Genomic DNA, 20,847 nt, shown 5'->3' with positions numbered 1-20,847 from the left:
GCTGAACGTTGGCCGAGATCGAACCCTGTGGCGATGGTGACGCCTGAGTTTGAATTTTTAGGATCAGGCACATAGCCCTGTAAAATGGGGCCGCCCTCTAATCCCGAAATAAAGCCAAAGTTCACTTGTGTCATTGCGTTATCACTCTGTCTGTTGCTGGCACTCAGTGCACAGTTGCACGCCTTTGATAGCTTGGCGGCGGCCTTCTGGTATGTCGTTGCCACACTCGGCGCAGTCCGTTGCGCTTGGTGGTACTGGCTTGGCGGCTAGTGCTTTGCGGTGCTGCTCGAAGCGGTGCTCGGCGCGTAGCTGCTCACGGTTGACTAAATCCACTGCATCTATTCGTTATTGCGCCTTACTGCTTGATGTTTTCGATTTCTTCAGGACGCAGGTATGGCACGCCGTCGATATGGATAAAGTCAGGGCTAGTCACATCAAATGGGATTTTGAACAGTGACGCTTGGCCGCCTTTTTTGTCGATGTCGAGTAAGTCGCTTAACTTGAAGCGACAGCCGAACGCTTCGACTTTCATCTCGTCTTTTGCTGTCTTGGCATAAAACATATTGTCGAACGTTGGCATTGCGCGCCAAGAACCTGCTTTTTTTGCTTCAGCTGAGAGTAAGGCGAATTGGCTAGCATTGACTGACAGTTCACCACTGGCCGCAACGTCGCCGTCGACATAGCCGTCAGGTACGCCGCTGGTTTGGCTTACCGCGCTGTTGTCTGTAATGGTTAAGCTGCAAGTGTCAACGTGGATCATGGTGTCGCCCACGGTGACGTTATAATTCATTCCTGAAATTCGAGATGACATTGCGGCGACTCCTTAAATACTATTTAGGTCTAACAAGATGTTGACGGTGATTTCTTTCGGGCTGTTGTACGGACGGACTATCATATAAATGACCACCGACTTGTTACTGGGCCACACAATGGTGATGTCGCCGTCGCGTGGCGGCTGAATATCGCCAGGGAACAAGGTGCCCAAAATGGTGGTGCTTTTGCTCATGTTGCGCAGCGGCTTCATAAAGTAGGCTTTGTTTAACTCGATGCTGGTTGGCGTTGAGTTAAGGGCGCGATTACCAATGCGGCGAATCGCTAAAATACGCACTTCGCGGCTGGCTTTGTGCACGGGTCGCAGGTGCTCAATGTATTGATAATCACCGCCTGCTGCGTCGAGCGTAGTGCCGTCGCCCCAGTAGATGCCCTCTAAGTCTGGATACCACTGCGGCACACTAAACCGCGCATTGGCTAAGGTTTCGAGCGTGGCGAGCGTGAGCGGTTTTTCGGCGCTATCAATCGGTGCAACACCTAATCCCATTACTGAGCCCGTGGCGACGCGCATTGGGCTGTCGGCAATACTGACGGCACGATTGCATAAGCGGCCAGCGAGTACGCCGATGTTGTTACCGTGTAGCTGCGGCACAGGGATGACTAAGTGCGCGGCAACTCCCGCTTGCAGTCCCACCATTGCGGTTTCGTACTGTGGCCATGTTTGAGTGGCGACATCGATACCCGCAACGGCGACGAGGCCTGATACAAAGCGGCCGTGGCTGGCTTGCAGGCTGGCTAAGTAATCGTGCTTGGCGCTTAAGTTGGCGGCGCTGGTTGTGACGTCACAGAACACCACCATTTCAAAGCTTTGAACTTCGTTAGCGGCGGTGATGGCGTCGAATAAGTCTTCATCGGCGGCCAGTGGATATACGGCGGCGGTCCAGTTTTGCCCCGCATTAAGCTGTGCGGCGATCAACTGTTTACGCAAGGCGCTATCAGCAAAGTTCGCCTCGATATCGGTTTGCGCGCCGATGCTAAATAGCTGGCTTTCTTCATCGACATGACCTGCACGGCCGATATAAAGGAAGTGGCGCTCGATGGCGTTAATGTCACCTTGGCCTTGATTTAAGTTATTTACCTGTACTTTACCTAGTGACATTGTTAGCCCCTTATGTCTTGTTTTTTAACGTTCCAGCCGAAGTTAATGCCTTGCATTACCCGCTTGAAAATCTTGCTTTGCTCTGCTTGCGTTGCGCCTAGCGTGTTGCGTTTTGGCAGTTTGATAGTCCATGTTTGGCTAGTGCTTTTGCTTGCGTCATTTAGTTCGGTGATTAAAAAGCCTGCCTGTATGTAACTTAGGTTTGCGGTTATCCAACTTGCTGTGGCTCGCACGTATGCCCCGCGTTTTTTCCGCTGGGTAGTTTCTTCCTGAGATACTCGACGGCGCATACCTAATTTGACGAGAAAGCGCGCTTGGTTTCTGGTGGCGTTACCTTTATCAAGGCCTTTTTTTGCTTCATAGCGCGCCATTGCGGCCGAATAGTCGGCTTTATTTCTGGTGATGCTCGCGCCCTGTGCGTGCATGTTGGCGATCACCCCTGTGGAGTAATTGCCTTTGCCCGGTATTTTTGGTTGAAAATAAACCGACGCTGTTTGGGCGCTGTCTTTCGGCTTACTCACTTGCATGTACTTTGGCAGGGTGCGAAACATTTTTTCGCGCTGCTTTCCGCCTTTACGCTTGCGCTTAATTGGCTGCCAAGGTGAACCGTCAGGATCCCTTTGCTGTTTTGCATTGGTTTTTGATTTGTTGCGCACGCTATCCGCGATACGCCACATTGCCCGAGCGCGTTTTTTTGGTGGCAGTGCTAACGCTGCCAATTGCAGTAAGGTGTCATCGAAGTGACTTACATTCACTTTGATGTTCATTGCTCACCCCGATTAATCAGATCAACCTGTTCAGCCCAGTTGATGGGGATATTTTCAAGGCGGTATTTTTTACCCATGTAAGGAATATTGCCTTGCTCATCTTCGACGATGCCTAAGTCATCGACTAAATCGATGCTGATGATGATTTGGGCGTGGTCGTCGCTGATGATGTCGATATCAATAGCTGGCTCTGATAGGCCGTATTCTTCCTGCGGCCAGTCGTTGTCAGATAGCCATGCGGCTAAAATCGCTAAGATGGTGTACGGGTTAAATTTGGTATGTGGTAAACGCTCAATAGCGATCACTGCACTGTGCCGCCATTTGGCGATATTGATGCCTTCGCCTAAGTCGTCTTGGATAATGTGCAATTGTCCGTCGGTTTGCCATGCGTCGATATCGTTTGGCTTAACGTATGGCTTTAATGTGTTGAGTAGGTGCAATGTCAATGCGTTAAGTTGGCTCATAGCGAGTGCACTCCGGCACGGCCAAGGCCGAGCAATAGGCGCACGGCACGGTTAGATTGCGCGAGTATGGCATCTTGCTGCTGGGTGTCTTGGGCTTTGTTGTTACCCGCATCTTTTTGGTCGACGGCAGAAAAATAACCCAGCAAATCGGCATGGGAACGGGTATAAACAGCCCCGCGGTAAATGCTAATTTGCTGCGCACTAAAGTTAGGCGCTAGGCTAGCGCCTAGGGTAAATGGGACGTCCGTGTCAGTGCTTGCCTGCCCTACAAGGTTGCCTGTTACATAATTAAGAATTTGCTGCTGGATTTCGGCCACGCTGCGGTTGAGTGAGTCTTCAATGGCTTTTTCTGAAAAGAACTCAGGGATGCGGCGCAGTTCGCGAAATTCGCCAGTTGATAATTCGGGCCAGCCGCTAGCCGCATCGATAACGATGCTTGGTTCTGCTGGTGCTTGAAATCCGAATCCGCTCATGCTGGCTCTCTTACTCATTAATCATAAATTGGGTTCAGTGCGGTTAACGTCGACGTGGTTTTTAACAGTCACCCGTTAAACACTCGGTTAGCGCACTGGAGGGTTGGGAGTTGGTTTCCCATGCGGCTTAGGTGCTCTTTACACTGGCCTCAACAATGCCTTGGCTGGCAAAGTCTTCTAGCGCTCTAAGTCGCATCGCTATCTTGTTACGTACCGTTTTTACTTGAGCGTGCTTGTGCAAACTTGCGGCCTTTTCGAGCAGGCGATCCGCTTGAGTAAGCCGCTCCACATCACCGATGTGGCTTGGGGTAATTTCCCCGTTTGCTGCACGTAGTAACGCGAGTCCCGCGAATTTGTAGAATTTTGCGGTAACAGGTTCCGGCAGTTTCCAATCGTTAATAACGCGCGCAAACACAGTGCCGAAATACGGCTCAATGCTGTGGCCATGCTCCGCTTGAGCTTCTGCCCAATCGAAGACAGTGTCGGCAATAAAGCCCGGCCATTTGCGCTTGATAGCGCCTGCCATGGGCTGCCCGAGCTCAATAGCTCTGAACGACAGTTCGAGGCCGCGAGCGAGATCGCCGATATCAAATGCCCAAACTGCGCAATAAGCGAATATAGGGTTGTCCGTGATTTCATTGGGCTTATCCTGTTTCTGCTTTAAATACTCTTCGACGATTGGCCGCCATTTAGGCAGTAGTACGTCGCGTTTATGGGCGATTTTGTCGGCCCGTCGTTCAAAGGCTTTGAGCCGCTTTAGGTCTGCATCGAGCTCTATTAGCTGTAAATGCAGACTCGGCGCGTGCTCGGCGTTGCCTGTTAGCCTGACTTTTTCGAGCTGCTTTTGGGCGCTGCGGCCTTCGCGCCATGCGAGGATTCTTGCGCCGCCGACGGCTTTTTTAGCTCTGCGGTCGCTTCTTTCAGTTCGGCAGCCACTTGGCCGAGATCGTCGGCTGTGTAGGCTAAGTCGTTGGTTGATTGGTCTACAGCGCCAGCGGCGTGCGCTAAATTGGTAACGGCATCGTCAATATCACCGGCTGCGTTGCTTACCTTGTCTGCGGATTCGCTGACTTTATCGGCGGCATCTAATGCGGTTTCGGCAGCGTCAGTCACAGTGGCGGCGCTGTCTTCTAGTTCTGCAGCGTGATCGATGATGCTGGCGATGTTGCCTTGGTCGTCGTTGGTGACGGTGGCTTGCGCTGTTTTGTCTTGGCCTTCTGCTGCTGGGTCAAAACTAAATGTGATGTCCATAAAACGTGCTTTTTGCTCAACCGCTTCACGCGCTTTTTCAAGGGCTTCTTCAACATCACAGCCAAGTAATGCAGCTAGTAAGTGCAGCGCTTCGTTTTCTGGCGCTGGCGTGGCTGTTGTTTCGGTAGCTGTTGGGCTTTGTTGGGCTTTTGCAGCCTCACGGCGCTTTTTAAAATTGGCTATAGCACTCATGGCAATGTCCTGCTTTGGTGTTCGGTGGAGTTGATGGCCTAAGCACTGATTAGGTGCCTAGGCTGGTTTACTTAGCTGGTGTTACTGAGCTATGGCCTAAGGTGCTGGCGCTGGGCCGATGTTCATCGCGGCTTCGTCAATTGACGCGTAGCCTTCAAACTCTTCAATCGCGTAACCTTCCATGCGCCAGTACTTGTCTTCATGCTGTTTGCGGTCTTCGACGTTTTCAGACTTACGCGAGCGCGTGCCTTTTTGTGTATAGATGTGCAGATTTGACAGCATGGTCACTGTGATGCGTTTACCTGGGAAAAATGGCGGCGTGTACGCTTTTAATCCACCGATAGATTTATCCATCATTTGCGCGGCAACACGTTCGCTTGGCTTGTCGGCTTGGTTCATGAGTTTGGTTTGTGCAGCGGCGGTTAAGTCGCTACCCACTAACACCACTAAGCGCGGGTCGTTACGTAATGCAGGATGGATCATGGTGTTTTTAATTTCGGTGACGATGGCGTCGAGGGTTTTATATTCGCCGTCTTTTAGCTCACCCGTTGCATCTGGGTTGAAGTAAATATCATCTGTCATGATTTGATCTGGGGCTTTTTCAGATACGATTTTGTGCCAGCCCTTGTTGACATCTTCACCCATTGGATTGGCTACAGGGTCTGATGTTGCAGCTACAGATGTGCCGTTAAAACCAACTCGCAACATATCGAGGGCGAAACGCATGGTGGCGTTTTGGCTCATCAACTGCATAAATTGGTTTGCTGTGCCTGCGTTCGCCCACACGGCTAAGGTTGCCCATGGCACTGATGCGCATGAATCTGTTTCGACTAGCTCATATTCATGGCCGTCTACGCCGTTAGTGGTATTAAAACGCCCACCTGCTTTGCGGCCAGTGGCAATGGCATAGTTACCCACTTTGACGACTTGACCTTTAATTTGATCAACGTCCATAGTGGTGATGAGGCGTAAAAACTCAACGGATTCCAGCATCGCCGCTTTGAGCTTGGTTTCCATTGGACCAGTAACGCTAAATTGTTTACTGACATCGGTTGCGCCGTAGTTTTTTGCCATGTTAGTGCTGTATGCCAGCAAACAGGCTTTTGCTAATTCGGTTAAGTTCATGCTGTGTTCTCGCTGCTAATTTTAACTAATTGGTTAATCTGCTTTTTTGCAGCGATTAAACCACTGAGAATGATTCGCCAGTACCTGTTGGATTTGGCTCTTGGTTCGGCGCTTCGACGCTTAATGCGTTGAACTTGGTTTCCATTCCGCCCACTTTCGCAACAAGGCCGTTGATGCTTTCGCTTAACTTACTGAACTGCTCGGCTGTGATGCCTGTGGCTTCAGTCGTGGCCGCTGGCACTGTGGTGGTAACAGGTTCAGTTGTGGTTGTGGTCGTTTCCGCTTCAGGCTTTTTGCCAAAGGCTTCTACCTTGCCGTCCAGTTCGCCTACTTTCGTTGCTAGGCCATTAACTACGCCCATGAGCGTTTCAAATTGCTGTTTGTCCATTGGTTCTTCCTCGGGGTGGTCTGTTGCCGCTTCCTGTTTAGGGTCTGGCGCTTGAGTTGAAAATAAGCTAACTAACTTGCTGAACAGGCTGGCAGCTTCCGTGGCCTTATCCGTTGGTTTTTGGTCTTCTGTGCTGGCGAGTGGGTAGCTCATTACAAGCTGTTCCGGTGCGCCATATTTATGATTTGCTAAGCGGTCTTTAACTGAGAACTTAAGGCGATCAGTACCTAGGCTTGCTGGTTCGTCTGTGACGCCAAGGCCTGTTAGATAGGCTTTTCCAGTGCCCGCAAAATTCGGATCGAGTTCGATTGATGAGTAGACTTTCTGGTCTTGTTCGTTTGCCAATATCAGTTGTGAATTAGGGGTAAGTTTGCAGAATAGGCATAATTTACCGTCAATCTCTTCGGCTTTAACTTCTACAACATCACCCCACGCGCCATACCAGCGACGATGATCAGGCCAAATTCTGGCGCCATAGGTTTTTGCGTTATAGGTTTCGGCAATGTCGACAATCCATTGGCGCTGAATAGGTACGTTTTGAAAGGTGTTCCCTTCGGTGGCGATACGTAGCCAGTCTGTCACCAGTTGAGTCATGTTTTTGCCTGCCCATTTGCTAAAAAATTACCTGTAAGGACTACAGCTTAAGGCGTTTGCAATGGGCAATCACTGGGCAAACTTCGGCGCAATTCCGATTTTTGCTAAATCGGAATTTATAGGAAAATTAGTCAGTTAATACGGCTCTGCAAACCAATACACTGGCGCTATGTATTCGTTAACGATGGCGTTTGACCGCATTTATGGCCTATTCACCCGAGATCCGCGAGGCAGCAAAACGGCTGTATTTAAAGCGTTGGACGCCCGACGAGATCCGCCTCGATTTAGACCTGCCTAATACCCGCATAATTTATTTTTGGGCGGCGAAATACGGTTGGAGTGATTTGCTACGTGAGGAAGAAGTCGACGAGGCCATCGCGCGCCGCATTGTGCTGTTGACGGATATTCAGGATAAAAGCGGTAATCAGATAAAAGAGCTGGATATGCTGATTAACCAGCATGTGCGACTTAAAAAACAGCGGATTGATGCTGAGCGCGCGGCGCTAAATGAAGGGAATAGCTTTGGCCCCACCAATGCCAATAAAGGTGGTAATAGCAAGATTAACCCTACTGCTGATAATAATGTCGGTGAAGGTAAAAAGCGCAACGGCCGCAAGAAGAAAAACGATGTTAGCCATTTAACGGCTGATGATTTTGGCCCTTGGTATGCATCGCTGTTTGAATATCAAAAGAAGATGCACGAGAACCTGCATCAACGCATTCGTAACATTCTTAAGAGCCGCCAGATTGGTGCAACCTATTACTTTGCTGGTGAGGCTTTCGAACAAGCGGTATTGACTGGGGATCCGCAAATATTCCTATCGGCCTCGCGCAGTCAGGCCGAGGTGTTCCGCTCTTATATTATTGCGATTGCGCATGAGTTTTTCGAGATTGAGTTAACCGGTAACCCGATTGTGCTTAATACCGCGCACGGTGCTGCCGAACTGCGGTTTTTGAGCACTAACAGCAAGACGGCACAGAGTTACCACGGCCACGTTTATGTGGACGAGTATTTTTGGATTGGCAAGTTTGACGTGCTCAACAAGCTGGCCTCGGCAATGGCAACGCATTCGAACTGGCGTAAAACCTACTTTTCGACCCCTTCCACAAAAGCGCACCCCGCTTATCCGTTTTGGACAGGTGACCACTGGCGCAAAGGTAAACCTGAACGCGAGGAAATCGAGTTCCCGACGTTTGACCAAATGCGCGATGGCGGCCGCGTGTGCCCTGATAAACAATGGCGCTATGTGGTGACGATTGAGGATGCGCTCGCGGGTGGCTGTGAGCTGTTCGATATTGACGAACTGCGCGACGAGTACAACGGCGACGACTTTGCTAACTTGTTTATGTGCATCTTTGTAGATGATGCCGACAGTGTGTTTAAGTTTAGCGACCTTGAAAAGTGCATGGTCGAGGCGGCGCGCTGGCAAGATTACAAACCCGCTGCACCAAGGCCGTTTGGCAATCGTGAGGTGTGGCTCGGCTATGATCCGTCACGTACCCGCGATAATGCGACGCTGGTTGTGGTTGCACCTGGTGAAAAGAAGGGTGAAAAGTTCCGTGTGCTCGAGAAGCATTATTGGCGCGGGATGAACTTTTCGCACCATGTGGCCGAAATCCAAAAGATTTACGCTAAGTACCGCGTGACCTATATCGGCGTGGATACCACTGGCATTGGCGCTGGTGTATTCGATTCGATTAGCACTTTATACCCCCGCGAGGCGACAGCGATTCATTACAGCGTGGGCAGCAAAACCCGCTTAGTGTTGAAAATGATTGATGTGATTGAAGGTGGCCGCATCGAGTGGGATGCTGGCCACAAAGACATTGCCATGAGCTGCTTATCGATTCGCCGCACTGTGACCGATTCAGGCGGTGCGATCACGTTTAAGGCGAGCCGCGACAATGTGACCGGACACGCTGACGTATTTTTCGCGATTGCGCATGCGGTGATCAATGAACCCCTTAACTATGAACATAAGAGAACATCATCATGGGCACTTCAAAAATAATCGATGTTAGGCACATAACTAAGCCTATGTTTGATAATTGGCTTAAGACATTGTTTAGCTATCAACTTGTTTTGCACAATAATATTAATCAACGTATTCGCAATACGCTTAAGTTTCGCGTTGGGGGTTTTACTGATTACTTTGTTTGTGAAGCATTTGAAAAGGCTGTATTAACTGGTAAAAATCAAATCTTTTTTACCTGTGAAAGTGATGATAAACAATACCCTACCGCCTCATATTGTCGAGATATTTTAACTCGATTTGTCTCTGAATATTTTGGCATTAAGCTCTGTAAAGGCCCAATAAGATTACTGACTCAATTTGGTGAGGCACAAATTTTATTTGTTGATGAAAGCCGAATGCACTTTGCAGGTTGGGGTGCTGACGTCTATTTTGATGAGTATTTTTTTAATGAAAAATTTGAATACTACAGAAAAATAGCGACAGGTATTTCCTGTCACAAACAATTCACGCAGACATTCTATTCAAGCGTTAATGATGATAACACCGCTGCCAAACGATTTTGGTCTGGTGATGATTTTATAAACCTTCACCCCGAGTCTACACCTCCTTTCCCCTCTTTAAGTTTAATGCGCGACGGCGGCCGCGTGTGCCCTGATAAACAGTGGCGCTATGTGGTGACTATTAAGGATGCGATTACGGGTGGCTGCGATTTTATTGATATTGATGAGCTGCGAGATGCTTATTCAGTTGATGATTTTAACCAATTATTTATGTGCAATTTAAAAAGGTAACAGCCATGAACACTTCATTAACTGCGGCGAACGACGATAGCTCAACAACGACCACTGATGCTAACGGCCCCGCTAAAACGGTGGTGTTTAGCATGCCTGAGACCGTGATGCCGAATATGTGGCTAACGGATTACGACTCGCTGTATTTCAACCAAAACGACAACTACTGGGAACCGCCTGTCGATAGGCAACTGCTGGCGAACTTGACCCGCCGCAATGCGCAACACGGCGGCATAGTGCAAAGTCGGGCGAATATGGCGACGGCACGCTATATAGCTGGCGGCATGAGCACGCAGCAAATGGGCGCGGCTTTTTTAAACTGCATTCAGTTTGGCGATGTGGCGTTACTCAAGATCCGCAATGGTTTTGGGCAAGTGCTGCGCTTGTTCCCGCTGCCCAGTTACCGCACTCGCGTGGCGGGTGATGGTGGCGCAGTGGTGCTTGAGCGGGAAAATACGGTTAAGCGTTATAAAGCCAAAGACATTATTTGGGTGCGGGTGTATGACCCAGTGCAACAAGTCTATGGCTGCCCCGATTATTTAGGCGGGTTACAGTCGGCGCTATTGAATGAAGATTCAACCTTGTTCCGCCGCAAATACTATATTAACGGCGCGCACATGGGCTTTATCTTGTATTCCACCGACCCAAATTTAGACGCGGAAGTCGAGAAAGATATCAAAGAGAAAATCCAAGAATCGAAGGGCGTGGGTAATTTTAAGTCGTTGTTTGTGAACATACCGAACGGCAAAGAGAAAGGGATTCAGATTATCCCTGTGGGCAATTTTGAATCGAAAGACGAGTTTTTTAACGTCAAGGGTGTATCTGCGCAAGATATGTTTAACGCGCATCGGTTCCCCGCGGGTTTGGGCGGGATGATCCCCACGAACACGGCTGGCCTTGGCGACCCGACAAAGTATGATGAGGTGTATTTTAAGACTGAAACCCGCTCGCTGATCAACATGCTTGTCGATGCGGTGAATCGTGACCCCGAGATCGGCAGCAAGTTAAAACTGGTGTTTGATATGAGTGTCGGCACGGCATCTTAGTGTTTATTTATGGATGGCTAAACAGCTTCATCTAAATAGCCATCCATCAATTATTTTACAACGTTAATACCTGAATACTCTTCAAATGTTATTTTAATTTCTATGGGTGTATTATTTTCGCCTTTTATCAAATGATAAAACTGACCTGGTATAACATTCTGAATTATCTTCCATCCACCTGTAAAAGTCGTTTCTATCACCACAATACACGGCATACCGCCAAAACCAATCTTTACTTTTTCACCGACAGATGCATTATTTATATGTTCCCATAATGTTTTTGATACTTCTAACTCTGACATTGCCAAACCCTTCTTTGATTATTGAATTATCCAAGCTGGCTTACTCAATTTAAAAAGTCAAATTTAAACCATATTTCTTTTACTGTTTAAAAAAACAGTGTGTTGGCTTACACTATGCGTTGTTCATTAAGCAGACGATTGGGAGATCGGTATGCGGATTTTATGCCCTACGTGCCACAAGAAAGCCATTATCGGTAAAACTGATCGTTTAAGTGCTGCCCACGCTAATTTGTATTGCTCGTGCACTGACCCCGAATGTGGTCACACATTTGTGACTAATGTGTCGTTTAGCCATACCTTGAACCCTTCCGCAAAAAATACCACTGAGTTAGTCACCGCGCTGGTAAAGGCGCTGTCCCCCGATCAGCGCCGCGAATTACAACGAGAACTGGCTTTTTAGGCTGCTTGCTGGGTTTCGCTTGGATGGATGCCGTTCTCTTGTAGGCAGTTGTTGACGAGTTCGGCGAGTAACGATATTGCGATTTCCTTGTCTATTGCCGAGCTGTTGCATTCTACTGATCTAATGACCAATTCCATTTGTTTGACTCTAATCAAATCGCACATTTTGCGCGTACTCCTTGTTATTTTAACTTTTTTTTAACTTATCGCTGACGATTAGCGAACCTAAATCCCTTTTGTTACGTACGGTATAATATCGACTTTAGTGATGATGCTTAGGCAATTTGTTGCTAGTTGAGCTATGTTTTGCAGCAGCTTTGTGCTGGTTTTTTATAAATGTGATCTAGAACAATAAGTTTACTCAATGACAATAAGCCTAAAAATGATTGGGCAACGGATTGTAGATCAAAGGAAAATGCGCGGTATGACGCAAACACAATTATCTGAAAATGTTGGCATTAGCACTCGAACCTTGTCTAAAGTTGAAAACGGGTTTGATATTAAGCTAAGTCTTTTTTTGGCGATATCTGATGCGCTTGGGGCTGATGCTGCCGAGCTGTTGCAGTTAAGCGGCTCGCGTTCGGCACTGACGGAGGCGAATGTGCAAGAGATTGAGCAGCACTTGCAGGCGATTAAGGCGCTGTTGCAAAAGTGAGGTTTACTGCTGGCAAAACAAAGCCCTCGAATGAGGGCTTTTTGTTGTAGATTATTCGTCACCAATCCGATTTCGTTCAAATATTTTGTCTAGTATTGCTGCCAGTTCTGGATCTTCAGTTGCTATGCCTCTCGAATCCATTGCCATCACTTTAATAAATTTAACGGTTGCTGTTCTTACTTCAGTGCAACCATAGATGATCCCCAAATGCTGATGAAGCATTTCGAACACATCATTGCCGACATATAATATTTTTTGAGATTTAACTTCTCGTTCTAAATTGGTTAATAAATTCTCTATGTTCATAAAACCTCGCTTTTTACACTACTTATCTAGTGTTTAATTTCTATGTTTTTAATCATCACATGGCGGAGTGGCGTTGATTGGTTTAGTTCCAATTGGTTGATATCCGCTTCTTAATTTTTCTTGTATTGCTGAAAAGTTGTTTTCCGCTTTGGTTTTTTGTAAGGCGGCGTACTGCATCGCCAGATCCGCCTTTTGGTTAAGCGTGGCGAGTGCTTCGCTAAAGTGCTGCTGTGTTACCCCGAAACGGGCATAGGCGCGTTTTGCTGGTAAACCGTCGACAAGGTGCGCCCGTAGCGCATCTTTTTTGGCTTGGCTGCTGATACTGGTTAGCATTAGCAAGATGTCGAACTGCTGCGCGCTTTCGCAGCCTTGGATCAGTGTTTTCATGCGCTTGCCATCATGGTGTCGATAGCTAGATCAGCAAACGCGATGCTGTTATCAAGGTGAAGTTCTGCCAGCCGTGACACACAAATCAAACAGGTGCCTTTATAACCTGCTGCTCTTTGTGTTGCGGCGAAATAGGCTAATATCGTGTCGTGGTCTGCTTGAGTGAGATCATCTTTAGTTAGTTGCATCATGCCACCTGCTCTATGTTGATTGGTGTTTGATAGTTGGCGCTGACCAGTGCGGCGGCCAGCAATGGCGGTACTGAGTTACCACAGCGGGCGACTTGTTTTGCTTTGCTGTATTTTTTGCCAGTGTGATCGACGTCGATGATGTAATCGCTTGGGAATGATTGCGCGGCAAAGAGTTCATGTGGCTCAAGCATACGCATACCGATATCAATAATTTGATAAGCCTCACCGCGAACCATGACTAGGCCAAAGCAATCGCCTGTTCTGATGGTGTGCAAAGGCTGGTTAATGTCTTGGCCTATGCCTTGGCCGTAATACTTCATTAAAAATGCACGTACTTCGCCAATGTGGTTACCGCCTGCTGTGATGGTGTGCACTGGTTCATCGGTTGGGAAACCGATATTAGTACCGCGCATTTTAATCATGTGGCTGGTGACTAATGCAAAGTGCCCGCCTTTCACCTGGGCGCAAATGGTTCTTAATGGCTCGTCTGCTGGCATGTTTCGTTGGCTGCTGGCATTCGCAAATTCGGTGATGAATGGCACTATCATCGCTTCTGCTGGGGCAATAAATGGCTCATTGGCATCAATCACAAACTTTTGAATACCTTTGGCGATGCGTTGCATGGTTTTTTCTGCTAACGGCTTATCGCGGTTAAATATCGATTTGCAGGGGATTGACCAGTCGATAATGTCGGCGGCGGTTTTCCATGGCTTAAGGGTTTTTCCGTTAGCCGGCTGTTTTTTTGGATTGCCATGTGTCGGCGTTGGAAAGCTAATGGCTTTGCCATCGTTACGCGCTACTAAAAAGAAACGTTTACGGATTGTTGGGCAGCCATAATCACTGGCGATAAGTTCGCGCCACTCGACTTTATAGCCATGCTGGCGCAGTTGGCGCACAAAGCTGTTAAAGGTTTTTCCTTTACTTTTTTGGCATGCCTTACCGTCTGCGTTTACTGGCCCCCATGTGACAAACTCTTCGACGTTTTCTAGCATGATGATGCGCGGCTTGACTAATGCAGCCCAGCGCATGGCTACCCATGCAAGGCCACGGATTTTCTTTTCTAATGGCTTTCCGCCTGCAGCTTTTGAAAAGTGCTTACAGTCAGGGCTAAACCATGCCAAACCCACTGGCCGACCTGCACACACTTTAATGGGATCGACATCCCATACCGATTCACAATAATGCTTTGTTAGCGGGTGATTGGTTTTGTGCATGGCAATGGCGTCAAAATCATGGTTTATGCCGTGATCTACTGGACGTCCAATCGCCATTTCGATTCCAGTTGATGCCCCTCCGCCGCCACAGAATGAATCAATAATCAGTTCGTGATCGCCTATATCTAATTCAAATTGGTTATTGCCTCTAAACATTTCCCTTTACCCCTGTTCTATTGGCTACCGCTTGGCGCAGTGCTTCACGTTCTGCTGGTGTTGGCATGGCTGGCGCATCTTTTGCCGTGCTTGGTTTAGTTGGCTGGCCGCTGGCTTTTACTGCGGCATAGTGGCGCTTGGCGGCGACGATGCCGTTGAGCACGGCGCGGCATAGCTCGCGCTCGGTGTCTGGTTGGCTGGCTATCCACTGGCTGATGCGCTGCTTGCCGTTTGCTTGGCTGCTAAATTGGGTGAGTACCGCTTGGCAGCGTTGATAACGGGCAAGGCACTCACCTGTTTTTTCATAGGCCGTTTCGATTTTTTGGCGTTCGTCGTTGGTGATCAGGTTAAAAAGGTTCATCGTTATCCCACTCGCTGACGTTATCGTTTATGGCTGACTCTGCTTTCTCTGTTTTTTCGTAAATACCTGGTGAGGCGTATTTATCGGCGTGGTGCAACTCGACAATATCGGCCAACTGTTCCAGTGCGCGTTTTGCTGTGGCTGGCTGCATATCTGAGATCCACTGTTCAACGTCGCGGCCTGTGTCGATTAACTGCCATGCTTGCTGACGCAGCTGCTTATCGAGTGCCTTATCGCTGGCGCGTTGATAGGCATCGAACTGATGATTTAATCCGGCATCGTCGTAATCGCTGGCGTCTCGCGGATTAAAAGGCTGACGACTGACGATAAGCATGCCGCTGCGCAGCCGAATGAACTGATGAGAGCCATTAACCACGGAATCAATGACAGCCCCCGCACGTAGGCGTTTAAGATCATCCGCGTCGAGTCCCAACTTTTTTCCCTCTTGGATTAAGAGGCGATCCCCTTTTGCGATCTTTTCATTGGTTTTGATCGACTGCGTACAGTTATTGCCAGTGCTCCAAGTGGCGCGGTTGTCACCGCTTTTAGAAGCCAAATCAAAAGCACAATCAAAAGCCAAATCAAAAGCCCGTTCCTCGGCACTGGGTGGCTCTTTGGCTGACACTGGCGAGCGGATTTCCCAGCCGTCGAGGCGGGTATTGATTGGAGTGTGGTTTTCTAGCGACATCACGCCCATGATTTTTTGCACGTCTTCGCCGTAGGTATTAGCGCCGTCGTGGGTGACTTTGGCGAGTTGTACTGGCCTGTCGGCACGTTTGCAGAATGTTCCGCCCATGACCTCGACATAGCGCGACCAGTTGCTATTGTCGGCGGCGTGGCGTGCTAGTTCGATAATGTCGTCAAAATCTATCGCCTCACGCAGGCGGCGCAGCTCGCGCCAAACCGTGACGCTAGGGCCACCGATTTGTTGAAACTGGCGAATGTTCCATGTGCTGGCCCACGCCGCGACATTTTGCGCGCCATGCTCGCCGCTGGTTTCGGCTTCGTAGTCGTCATCCACTTGAAAGCCGTCGATATTTTTAGCGATGTATTTAGCGATGTAACCTGTGGCGCTGCCCTTGGATGGATCAATGGTTTTAAAGTCAAACCGTGGGCGGTAGCCTTGGAAGTTTGTTCCGCGCTTTCCCTTAGGTGGCGCGAGTTCGTCTTTGTGATGTTCGAGCGCATAACGGCGCATGATTGAGCGCGCTTGGCGCAGTTGTTCTGGCTTGAAAAATAGCAATAGATGCCAATGCGGCGTGGCGTCGTGGTGCGGCTCGACCACACGAAAGCCAAATACTTCGATATCTTCGCGGGCTAATTTGCTGCGGGCTTTGGCCCATTGGTGGCAAAGATAGGCTTGGGTTTGCTTTGGTGTTGCCCCGTCGTAACGCTTGTTTGAGTAGGTTTTGCCCTTTTTGCTTTTACCCCATGAGTGATAACGGCTTGGGGCGGTCCATGTGTAAAACTCGCCCACGCATCCCTGTTCAACTGCTAAATCTTCAAAGCCGCGCATGCGGACCATGAGTTCAGCGCGGCGCACTTCTGGGTTGGCGATGGACGCGGCAACGGCATCGGCTAGGCTTAACTCGATGCCGTGTTCTTCGTTGACGACCATCATGCTGTTTAGCCATGCGGCATTGGCGCGCTTGCGGGCTTTGTACTGTTTAAAGGCGTGATGGCTGACGTAAGGCGACACCCCGCCGCGCACTTTGCCGACGATAATGGCAACGTGTTCTTCGTAATGGGCATAGGCTTTGTCTAGTTTACGTTGCCACCAAGCCTCGTCGGTTAGGCGTGCAATCGCGCCCGCGATCATGTCGTACATGGCGGGCGACGCATCAAATAAGCCGCTGGCTTTTTTATCGCCGTAGTCTTTAAAGCTGGGCAACATGGGGCAAAACTGCCATTGGTCGGCGGGTTGTTTTACGCCTTTGAGCAGTTCGAGGGCATCGACTTGCTCTGTGCCAAACTGCGTCATGTTGTTGAGTATGCTGGCGCAACGGTCGGCCCATTCGGTGCCAATTCTGGCGCGGCGGTCGTCAGTTTTTAGGTGGTAAATGGGGATCGGGAATTGCTGCATGATGATTCGCAGCGACTTGCAGCGTTTACGCAGCCAAATGTTAGCGCTACGGCCAAGGTTAAGCGCTCGGCGTTTGCGGCAGTATTCGCGAAACAGGGTTAGCGCGACGTTTTCCGGCAAGTCGATAAGCTCTTTTACCGACCAATTGAGGTCGGTAATCGCGTGCGGCGTGGTAAAAATCGCCGTCACATTGACGGCGGATTTACGGACAAAATCATCGTGAGTCATTAGGCTGCCTTGGCTTTCTGCTTTTTAGCTTTTGGCAGGTCTTCGCTGATGATGTGGCTTAGGCCGTTCGGCATAGTTGGGAAGCGGTTGCCACGGTCCCAAATAAACCATGAGTATTCACACGAATCACTGCCGCCACCGACAAAGCGCGGGCGCGGGATTAGGATCGGCGTTTTTTCAGGGAAGCCCACTTGCGCCCAAAATGGCACCCGTAACTTGCTGCCTAAAAAATTCACCCGTTGCAGATATACTAATGTGCCGTCTGGTGCCAGTTCGCTAAACGACTTAAGCAAAAACTCAGTAGTTAACGAGAATGGCGGGTTAGTGATGATCACGTCTTGCTGACTAAATGGCGTGGTTAAGTAATTCACCCCGCGATCAAGTTCAGCCCAACTCTTTTGCTCATCTGGTAAATTGATTTTGTCGTATATCGCGCCAGTGCCTATGCAGGGCTCTAAAAATCGGTCTGTTGCACGTAATACCAATTTCGCGACTAAGGCGTCGACGACGTTATCAGGCGTTGGGTAAAGTTCGTTTTCGCGGACATTGCCGTGGGTGCTGCTCATAGGCCTGCAACCCTTTCAATTTCGCGTGATAAAACCCTGTATAGGTTCCCTAGTTTTACGGCGTCTTTTTTCCATGCTTGATAAAGGTCGTAATCAATCTCTTCTAAATTTTCCTCTACTCGTAGCAAATACCTTTCAATATCTTGGCGATGATGATCTAGATGTCCTCGGAGACAATTTAAGTGACAAGTGCTTAAGCCAATTAATTCCTTCGCAGCTTCATAGCTAAAGTCTTCCTTCTTGGTTTCGCTTACTCCAGCAAAGCAATTCTCAATATTTTCGAGCAATAGCTTTTGCATTATTTCTGGCTTTACTGGCTCGCCTAACTGACCAATACCCGCGAAAAAATCGCCTATTTCAGATTGGATAAGCTGTTTAAATTCGATAATTGATTGATGGTCGCTCATAGCGTGCCCCTTAACTCTTGCAGGCTAATGCCAAGTTCTTTGGCGATGGCAATGTCTTCTATGCGGCGACAGGTTTCACGACTAGCGCGCTTTTGCGCACTGACGTTGACACGAGTGGCGAACGGCTGGCCGTCGCTGCGAATGCCGTTAACGACATCGGCGCGCATTTGGTTTCGTGTCTTGTAGCCGAACTCGGCTAAGATTTGGCTGTGTTGGCTCATGCGCTTGCCTCCGCTTCGTTTTCTTGTGCTTCTTTGATGCAACTAGGGCATGCCACTGAACAACTTTCATCGGCGGTTTCGTAGCTGTGCCAACCTTGTGAAGCGGCCATCGCGGCGGCATCACCGACACTGGCATCAATTTCACTCGCTGCTAGATGGAGTGGCTTTTCACAGAAAAAACAGGTGATCACGTAAAGCGATACGACTCTGATTTCTGATAACTCGACGTTGGCTAATTTCATGCTGCACCGCCTATACATGAAGCGCTGGCGATTTCTCGATAGCGTGATTCAAACTTTAAAACTCGGCATACTTGGCTTAGGTCAATCTCCATTTTTTCGGCGATTTGATACGGTCTAATCCCTGCTTCACCTAGTTGGCGGCATAGTTCGATGTCGTGATTTGAATGCTTTGCCAATGGGCTAAGTTCGCCATATTTCATAAAGTGAATGCCAAGTGAGTAGGCTTTACCTTTGACTGAACACTCTGTTCTGCTAAGTTCTTTCGCGATGGCTGCTGATGTGTGGGTGACTGATAGCTGTGCTAACTGTTTAATCTCTGCATCCGTCCAAGGTCTTTTAGGTGTTACGGGCTTATTAAATGCCAGTGAAATACCTCTGTATCTGGCTGCTGCCCTTAGTTGCTTTTCGCTTAAGTGGTACTTGGCGCAAATGTCTTTTACAGGCATTTTCCCTGCGTGTTGTAGTGCCAACACATTTACAGGGTTCGGCTTGAATTGATTACTGCTTTTCATGCTGCTGCCCTCGCTCTGTAGATTTCTTCCATGTAAAACATGGCGAAATTTAGCGAGGCAGATAATGAACCGAGCACAGGATCCGCAAGCACGTAAATAGCGACACGCTCTAAACCTTCCCCCATGCCTCGATAAGCAATGGCGGATTTTTCGACCCCACACAAAAGCGCATTGGCGTGGCGTGAATACACATCGGCCATAAGTTTTCGCATGGCTAAATGCTGTGGGTTACTTAAGTCAAATTGGTCAAATTGCGGCGCTAAGTCTGGCACCGCTGCCGCTGTGGTTTGCACGTTCATGATCATGCCGCCTGTATTTGTTGAACTGCGATGTTATTGCGGATGGCGATTAAGCGAATGCCAATAGTTTTACCGACAGCTGGCGCGAGTATGTCGGCCACGGCCTTGAGGGATTCGAGCACGGCCTCGACTATTTCGCGGTCGGCTGGCGTGCTGAGTTTGAGGGTGGCGATAACGCGGTTAGCTTCTGCGGCAATTGCTTGGGCTTGGATGGCTTGCGCTGTGGTGACGTGTGCTGCTATGCTTGGTTTCATCATTTGGTGTGTCCTCATTGAATGATTTGGCCATAACCGTTACCGCGGTTGTGGCTTTTTGCTTTCTAGTGTTTTTCAATCTCGTTAATGTCAGCGCTGAGCGAGGCTGCCAGTCTGTTAATTTCTGCAAGTGTGTTATCCACATCGCTATTGACCTCACGTTCCATTGGCGCGGCTTGACTGCGGGCGACGGGTTTAAGTGCGCGTGGCGGGAAAAACTGGTCACGCGATAACGGCACACAGCCAAAGGCTTTGCCGAGATCGAGTAGCGCGATAATCGCCACGCGAATGGCTTCGCGCTCTTCTAATGTCAGGCTGAGCAATGGCAGGTTGATGTATTTAGCGGGGCGTAAACGGGCGGCAAATAAGATCATCGCGCGCTGTTGTTGGTTAAGTTTGTCGTACTGACTGGCGGCGCTGCTTTTACCCAACATGCTGCGAATGGCAGCAATCGCGGCTTGCCCCGCTTCGCCGTGGTGTTCGTTGGCGGCGTTGGTGGCGTGCAGTGGTAATGCGGTTGGCGCTGGCTTAGTGGCGGCTTGTCTCATGATGTCTCCCTCTTACGCTGCAACAAATTCAAGGCGCATTCTTGCCGCCATTGATTCGATATAGTGGGTTAACTGGGCGCTAAGGCTGACGAGTTCTAGCTCTACTGTTGCGGTGGCGATTAGTTCTTTTTCTTCTGGCGTCATGGCGTCGGCATCAATCAAATGAGTCACGCTATCGCCATCAAAAGAGCTTTCTGTATAAGCCTCTGATGCAATCCCCGCTTTAAAGCAAACAATGCGTTGCTGCGAGAAAGAGAAGTCACTGAACTGGCCTAGCGCATTGCTGATATCACTACTCAAGTAACGGATTTCTTCCGCTAGCTCATTCATGCAGCGTTCCTTTTGCGCCTTAATGATTTCAATCTGATTTGCGGTTAAGCCTTGATAAATGTTCATCATTAATCCTTACATTACGCCCGGCATGGGCATGGTTTGCACTGCGTCGAACGCGACGGACAACACGGGTATCGCTTGGAATTTCTGTTCAACGTCATGCACAAATAACGCGAGTTGCGACAT

At 49.0% G+C, this 20,847-nt stretch carries 33 protein-coding genes; 5 read left to right on the top strand and 28 right to left on the bottom strand.

Annotated features, from left to right (window positions below; all coding sequences use genetic code 11):
- From ACHA99_RS04975 to ACHA99_RS04925, 11 genes are all read right to left on the bottom strand, one after another.
- Positions 1-134, bottom strand: a 134-nt coding sequence (locus ACHA99_RS04975) for a pesticin C-terminus-like muramidase (protein ID WP_393941438.1), incomplete at its 3' end; no start/stop codon positions are given.
- A 7-nt stretch (positions 135-141) separates the two neighbouring features.
- Positions 142-333 (bottom strand): TraR/DksA C4-type zinc finger protein, encoded by a 192-nt coding sequence (locus ACHA99_RS04970; RefSeq protein ID WP_393941434.1) that lies wholly within the window; start codon positions 331-333, stop codon positions 142-144.
- A gap of 22 nt (positions 334-355) precedes the next feature.
- On the bottom strand, positions 356-811 hold the full coding sequence (locus ACHA99_RS04965) for a phage protein (protein WP_011790162.1): 456 nt from the start codon (positions 809-811) through the stop codon (positions 356-358).
- Between the two features lie 12 nt (positions 812-823).
- The gene (locus tag ACHA99_RS04960) at positions 824-1,930 is read right to left on the bottom strand and encodes a DUF2586 domain-containing protein (protein ID WP_393941432.1); all 1,107 of its coding nucleotides are present in this window, start codon (positions 1,928-1,930) and stop codon (positions 824-826) included.
- A gap of 2 nt (positions 1,931-1,932) precedes the next feature.
- A complete protein-coding gene (locus ACHA99_RS04955) occupies positions 1,933-2,697 on the bottom strand; it encodes a phage virion morphogenesis protein (RefSeq protein ID WP_393941430.1) in 765 nt (254 codons plus the stop codon).
- Positions 2,694-3,161 (bottom strand): phage tail protein, encoded by a 468-nt coding sequence (locus tag ACHA99_RS04950; RefSeq protein WP_105252781.1) that lies wholly within the window; start codon positions 3,159-3,161, stop codon positions 2,694-2,696. Before ACHA99_RS04950 ends, ACHA99_RS04955 begins: the two co-directional genes overlap by 4 nt.
- A complete protein-coding gene (locus ACHA99_RS04945) occupies positions 3,158-3,634 on the bottom strand; it encodes a head completion/stabilization protein (protein ID WP_393941428.1) in 477 nt (158 codons plus the stop codon). Before ACHA99_RS04945 ends, ACHA99_RS04950 begins: the two co-directional genes overlap by 4 nt.
- A 127-nt stretch (positions 3,635-3,761) precedes the next feature.
- Positions 3,762-4,412, bottom strand: coding sequence for a phage terminase small subunit (gene gpM, locus ACHA99_RS04940; protein WP_393941436.1), 651 nt, complete (start codon positions 4,410-4,412; stop codon positions 3,762-3,764).
- 41 nt (positions 4,413-4,453) lie between these two features.
- A complete protein-coding gene (locus ACHA99_RS04935; protein WP_393941426.1) occupies positions 4,454-5,077 on the bottom strand; it encodes a hypothetical protein in 624 nt (207 codons plus the stop codon).
- 96 nt (positions 5,078-5,173) lie between these two features.
- Positions 5,174-6,202, bottom strand: a complete 1,029-nt coding sequence (locus ACHA99_RS04930; protein WP_393941424.1) for a phage major capsid protein, P2 family — start codon at positions 6,200-6,202, stop codon at positions 5,174-5,176.
- A 55-nt stretch (positions 6,203-6,257) separates the two neighbouring features.
- Positions 6,258-7,184, bottom strand: a complete 927-nt coding sequence (locus tag ACHA99_RS04925; protein WP_393941422.1) for a GPO family capsid scaffolding protein — start codon at positions 7,182-7,184, stop codon at positions 6,258-6,260.
- Between the two features lie 191 nt (positions 7,185-7,375).
- On the opposite strand from ACHA99_RS04925, the gene ACHA99_RS04920 reads away from it, so the two are divergent.
- The 3 genes from ACHA99_RS04920 to ACHA99_RS04910 are packed head-to-tail and all read left to right on the top strand — an operon-like array spanning position 7,376 to position 10,997.
- Positions 7,376-9,196 carry a terminase large subunit domain-containing protein gene (locus tag ACHA99_RS04920; RefSeq protein WP_393941420.1) on the top strand — a complete coding sequence of 607 codons (1,821 nt, stop codon included), beginning with the start codon at positions 7,376-7,378 and terminating at the stop codon, positions 9,194-9,196.
- The gene (locus ACHA99_RS04915; RefSeq protein ID WP_393941418.1) at positions 9,178-9,951 is read left to right on the top strand and encodes a terminase large subunit domain-containing protein; all 774 of its coding nucleotides are present in this window, start codon (positions 9,178-9,180) and stop codon (positions 9,949-9,951) included. The genes ACHA99_RS04920 and ACHA99_RS04915 overlap by 19 nt, the downstream gene beginning before the upstream one ends.
- A 5-nt stretch (positions 9,952-9,956) precedes the next feature.
- Positions 9,957-10,997, top strand: a complete 1,041-nt coding sequence (locus ACHA99_RS04910) for a phage portal protein (RefSeq protein ID WP_393941416.1) — start codon at positions 9,957-9,959, stop codon at positions 10,995-10,997.
- A gap of 50 nt (positions 10,998-11,047) precedes the next feature.
- Here ACHA99_RS04910 and ACHA99_RS04905 read toward each other — a convergent pair whose 3' ends face one another.
- Positions 11,048-11,299 carry a hypothetical protein gene (locus tag ACHA99_RS04905; RefSeq protein WP_393941414.1) on the bottom strand — a complete coding sequence of 84 codons (252 nt, stop codon included), beginning with the start codon at positions 11,297-11,299 and terminating at the stop codon, positions 11,048-11,050.
- Between the two features lie 151 nt (positions 11,300-11,450).
- On the opposite strand from ACHA99_RS04905, the gene ACHA99_RS04900 reads away from it, so the two are divergent.
- Entirely contained in the window at positions 11,451-11,699 is a 249-nt protein-coding gene (locus ACHA99_RS04900) for an ogr/Delta-like zinc finger family protein (RefSeq protein WP_393941412.1), read from the top strand.
- Here the strand turns inward: ACHA99_RS04900 and ACHA99_RS04895 are convergent.
- The gene (locus ACHA99_RS04895; RefSeq protein ID WP_158683093.1) at positions 11,696-11,863 is read right to left on the bottom strand and encodes a hypothetical protein; all 168 of its coding nucleotides are present in this window, start codon (positions 11,861-11,863) and stop codon (positions 11,696-11,698) included. The genes ACHA99_RS04900 and ACHA99_RS04895 overlap by 4 nt on opposite strands.
- A 199-nt stretch (positions 11,864-12,062) precedes the next feature.
- Here ACHA99_RS04895 and ACHA99_RS04890 point away from each other — a divergent pair, with 199 nt between their 5' ends.
- The gene (locus tag ACHA99_RS04890) at positions 12,063-12,353 is read left to right on the top strand and encodes a helix-turn-helix domain-containing protein (protein ID WP_105252791.1); all 291 of its coding nucleotides are present in this window, start codon (positions 12,063-12,065) and stop codon (positions 12,351-12,353) included.
- 51 nt (positions 12,354-12,404) lie between these two features.
- Here the strand turns inward: ACHA99_RS04890 and ACHA99_RS04885 are convergent, their stop codons facing one another.
- From ACHA99_RS04885 to ACHA99_RS04815, 15 genes are all read right to left on the bottom strand, one after another.
- Positions 12,405-12,659 (bottom strand): hypothetical protein, encoded by a 255-nt coding sequence (locus tag ACHA99_RS04885; RefSeq protein WP_393941409.1) that lies wholly within the window; start codon positions 12,657-12,659, stop codon positions 12,405-12,407.
- A gap of 48 nt (positions 12,660-12,707) precedes the next feature.
- The gene (locus ACHA99_RS04880; RefSeq protein ID WP_393941408.1) at positions 12,708-13,046 is read right to left on the bottom strand and encodes a PapB/FocB family fimbrial expression transcriptional regulator; all 339 of its coding nucleotides are present in this window, start codon (positions 13,044-13,046) and stop codon (positions 12,708-12,710) included.
- Complete coding sequence (locus ACHA99_RS04875) at positions 13,043-13,237, bottom strand: hypothetical protein (RefSeq protein ID WP_393941406.1); 195 nt, start codon at positions 13,235-13,237, stop codon at positions 13,043-13,045. Before ACHA99_RS04875 ends, ACHA99_RS04880 begins: the two co-directional genes overlap by 4 nt.
- On the bottom strand, positions 13,234-14,607 hold the full coding sequence (locus ACHA99_RS04870; protein ID WP_393941404.1) for a DNA cytosine methyltransferase: 1,374 nt from the start codon (positions 14,605-14,607) through the stop codon (positions 13,234-13,236). Before ACHA99_RS04870 ends, ACHA99_RS04875 begins: the two co-directional genes overlap by 4 nt.
- A complete protein-coding gene (locus ACHA99_RS04865) occupies positions 14,600-14,968 on the bottom strand; it encodes a hypothetical protein (RefSeq protein WP_393941402.1) in 369 nt (122 codons plus the stop codon). Before ACHA99_RS04865 ends, ACHA99_RS04870 begins: the two co-directional genes overlap by 8 nt.
- Positions 14,955-17,279 carry a replication endonuclease gene (locus ACHA99_RS04860; RefSeq protein ID WP_393941400.1) on the bottom strand — a complete coding sequence of 775 codons (2,325 nt, stop codon included), beginning with the start codon at positions 17,277-17,279 and terminating at the stop codon, positions 14,955-14,957. Before ACHA99_RS04860 ends, ACHA99_RS04865 begins: the two co-directional genes overlap by 14 nt.
- The gene (locus ACHA99_RS04855) at positions 17,279-17,845 is read right to left on the bottom strand and encodes a DNA methyltransferase (protein ID WP_393941398.1); all 567 of its coding nucleotides are present in this window, start codon (positions 17,843-17,845) and stop codon (positions 17,279-17,281) included. The genes ACHA99_RS04860 and ACHA99_RS04855 overlap by 1 nt, the downstream gene beginning before the upstream one ends.
- The gene (locus ACHA99_RS04850) at positions 17,842-18,252 is read right to left on the bottom strand and encodes a hypothetical protein (RefSeq protein WP_393941396.1); all 411 of its coding nucleotides are present in this window, start codon (positions 18,250-18,252) and stop codon (positions 17,842-17,844) included. The genes ACHA99_RS04855 and ACHA99_RS04850 overlap by 4 nt, the downstream gene beginning before the upstream one ends.
- Positions 18,249-18,473: a hypothetical protein gene (locus tag ACHA99_RS04845; RefSeq protein WP_393941394.1), complete on the bottom strand. Its 225-nt coding sequence runs from the start codon at positions 18,471-18,473 to the stop codon at positions 18,249-18,251. The genes ACHA99_RS04850 and ACHA99_RS04845 overlap by 4 nt, the downstream gene beginning before the upstream one ends.
- Complete coding sequence (locus tag ACHA99_RS04840; protein WP_393941393.1) at positions 18,470-18,715, bottom strand: hypothetical protein; 246 nt, start codon at positions 18,713-18,715, stop codon at positions 18,470-18,472. The genes ACHA99_RS04845 and ACHA99_RS04840 overlap by 4 nt, the downstream gene beginning before the upstream one ends.
- The gene (locus tag ACHA99_RS04835) at positions 18,712-19,227 is read right to left on the bottom strand and encodes a hypothetical protein (protein ID WP_393941391.1); all 516 of its coding nucleotides are present in this window, start codon (positions 19,225-19,227) and stop codon (positions 18,712-18,714) included. The genes ACHA99_RS04840 and ACHA99_RS04835 overlap by 4 nt, the downstream gene beginning before the upstream one ends.
- Positions 19,224-19,526: a hypothetical protein gene (locus ACHA99_RS04830; protein ID WP_393941389.1), complete on the bottom strand. Its 303-nt coding sequence runs from the start codon at positions 19,524-19,526 to the stop codon at positions 19,224-19,226. Before ACHA99_RS04830 ends, ACHA99_RS04835 begins: the two co-directional genes overlap by 4 nt.
- Positions 19,527-19,528: 2 nt before the next feature.
- Positions 19,529-19,783, bottom strand: coding sequence for a hypothetical protein (locus tag ACHA99_RS04825; protein WP_393941387.1), 255 nt, complete (start codon positions 19,781-19,783; stop codon positions 19,529-19,531).
- 62 nt (positions 19,784-19,845) lie between these two features.
- Complete coding sequence (locus ACHA99_RS04820; RefSeq protein ID WP_393941386.1) at positions 19,846-20,328, bottom strand: hypothetical protein; 483 nt, start codon at positions 20,326-20,328, stop codon at positions 19,846-19,848.
- A 12-nt stretch (positions 20,329-20,340) separates the two neighbouring features.
- Positions 20,341-20,724, bottom strand: a complete 384-nt coding sequence (locus ACHA99_RS04815; protein ID WP_393941384.1) for a hypothetical protein — start codon at positions 20,722-20,724, stop codon at positions 20,341-20,343.
- Between the last annotated feature and the right edge of the window lie 123 nt (positions 20,725-20,847).

This window comes from Shewanella sp. S23-S33 (assembly GCF_043359565.1).
In the GTDB taxonomy this organism is placed as follows: Bacteria; Pseudomonadota; Gammaproteobacteria; order Enterobacterales; family Shewanellaceae; genus Shewanella; species Shewanella oncorhynchi.
This window is presented reverse-complemented; position numbering and strand designations above follow the sequence as displayed.

Coding starts and splice junctions, on each gene's coding strand:
- ACHA99_RS04825 (WP_393941387.1), bottom strand. CDS start 19,783: ATGATGAAACCAAGCATAGCAGCACACGTCACCACAGCGCAAGCCATC.
- ACHA99_RS04860 (WP_393941400.1), bottom strand. CDS start 17,279: ATGACTCACGATGATTTTGTCCGTAAATCCGCCGTCAATGTGACGGCG.
- ACHA99_RS04820 (WP_393941386.1), bottom strand. CDS start 20,328: ATGAGACAAGCCGCCACTAAGCCAGCGCCAACCGCATTACCACTGCAC.
- ACHA99_RS04950 (WP_105252781.1), bottom strand. CDS start 3,161: ATGAGCCAACTTAACGCATTGACATTGCACCTACTCAACACATTAAAG.
- ACHA99_RS04945 (WP_393941428.1), bottom strand. CDS start 3,634: ATGAGCGGATTCGGATTTCAAGCACCAGCAGAACCAAGCATCGTTATC.
- ACHA99_RS04935 (WP_393941426.1), bottom strand. CDS start 5,077: ATGAGTGCTATAGCCAATTTTAAAAAGCGCCGTGAGGCTGCAAAAGCC.
- ACHA99_RS04840 (WP_393941393.1), bottom strand. CDS start 18,715: ATGAAATTAGCCAACGTCGAGTTATCAGAAATCAGAGTCGTATCGCTT.
- ACHA99_RS04965 (WP_011790162.1), bottom strand. CDS start 811: ATGTCATCTCGAATTTCAGGAATGAATTATAACGTCACCGTGGGCGAC.
- ACHA99_RS04915 (WP_393941418.1), top strand. CDS start 9,178: ATGGGCACTTCAAAAATAATCGATGTTAGGCACATAACTAAGCCTATG.
- ACHA99_RS04955 (WP_393941430.1), bottom strand. CDS start 2,697: ATGAACATCAAAGTGAATGTAAGTCACTTCGATGACACCTTACTGCAA.
- ACHA99_RS04905 (WP_393941414.1), bottom strand. CDS start 11,299: ATGTCAGAGTTAGAAGTATCAAAAACATTATGGGAACATATAAATAAT.
- ACHA99_RS04850 (WP_393941396.1), bottom strand. CDS start 18,252: ATGAGCGACCATCAATCAATTATCGAATTTAAACAGCTTATCCAATCT.
- ACHA99_RS04910 (WP_393941416.1), top strand. CDS start 9,957: ATGAACACTTCATTAACTGCGGCGAACGACGATAGCTCAACAACGACC.
- ACHA99_RS04835 (WP_393941391.1), bottom strand. CDS start 19,227: ATGAAAAGCAGTAATCAATTCAAGCCGAACCCTGTAAATGTGTTGGCA.
- ACHA99_RS04845 (WP_393941394.1), bottom strand. CDS start 18,473: ATGAGCCAACACAGCCAAATCTTAGCCGAGTTCGGCTACAAGACACGA.
- ACHA99_RS04830 (WP_393941389.1), bottom strand. CDS start 19,526: ATGAACGTGCAAACCACAGCGGCAGCGGTGCCAGACTTAGCGCCGCAA.
- ACHA99_RS04855 (WP_393941398.1), bottom strand. CDS start 17,845: ATGAGCAGCACCCACGGCAATGTCCGCGAAAACGAACTTTACCCAACG.
- ACHA99_RS04870 (WP_393941404.1), bottom strand. CDS start 14,607: ATGTTTAGAGGCAATAACCAATTTGAATTAGATATAGGCGATCACGAA.
- ACHA99_RS04900 (WP_393941412.1), top strand. CDS start 11,451: ATGCGGATTTTATGCCCTACGTGCCACAAGAAAGCCATTATCGGTAAA.
- ACHA99_RS04960 (WP_393941432.1), bottom strand. CDS start 1,930: ATGTCACTAGGTAAAGTACAGGTAAATAACTTAAATCAAGGCCAAGGT.
- ACHA99_RS04815 (WP_393941384.1), bottom strand. CDS start 20,724: ATGAACATTTATCAAGGCTTAACCGCAAATCAGATTGAAATCATTAAG.
- ACHA99_RS04880 (WP_393941408.1), bottom strand. CDS start 13,046: ATGAAAACACTGATCCAAGGCTGCGAAAGCGCGCAGCAGTTCGACATC.
- ACHA99_RS04925 (WP_393941422.1), bottom strand. CDS start 7,184: ATGACTCAACTGGTGACAGACTGGCTACGTATCGCCACCGAAGGGAAC.
- ACHA99_RS04885 (WP_393941409.1), bottom strand. CDS start 12,659: ATGAACATAGAGAATTTATTAACCAATTTAGAACGAGAAGTTAAATCT.
- ACHA99_RS04875 (WP_393941406.1), bottom strand. CDS start 13,237: ATGATGCAACTAACTAAAGATGATCTCACTCAAGCAGACCACGACACG.
- ACHA99_RS04890 (WP_105252791.1), top strand. CDS start 12,063: ATGACAATAAGCCTAAAAATGATTGGGCAACGGATTGTAGATCAAAGG.
- ACHA99_RS04895 (WP_158683093.1), bottom strand. CDS start 11,863: ATGTGCGATTTGATTAGAGTCAAACAAATGGAATTGGTCATTAGATCA.
- ACHA99_RS04865 (WP_393941402.1), bottom strand. CDS start 14,968: ATGAACCTTTTTAACCTGATCACCAACGACGAACGCCAAAAAATCGAA.
- ACHA99_RS04930 (WP_393941424.1), bottom strand. CDS start 6,202: ATGAACTTAACCGAATTAGCAAAAGCCTGTTTGCTGGCATACAGCACT.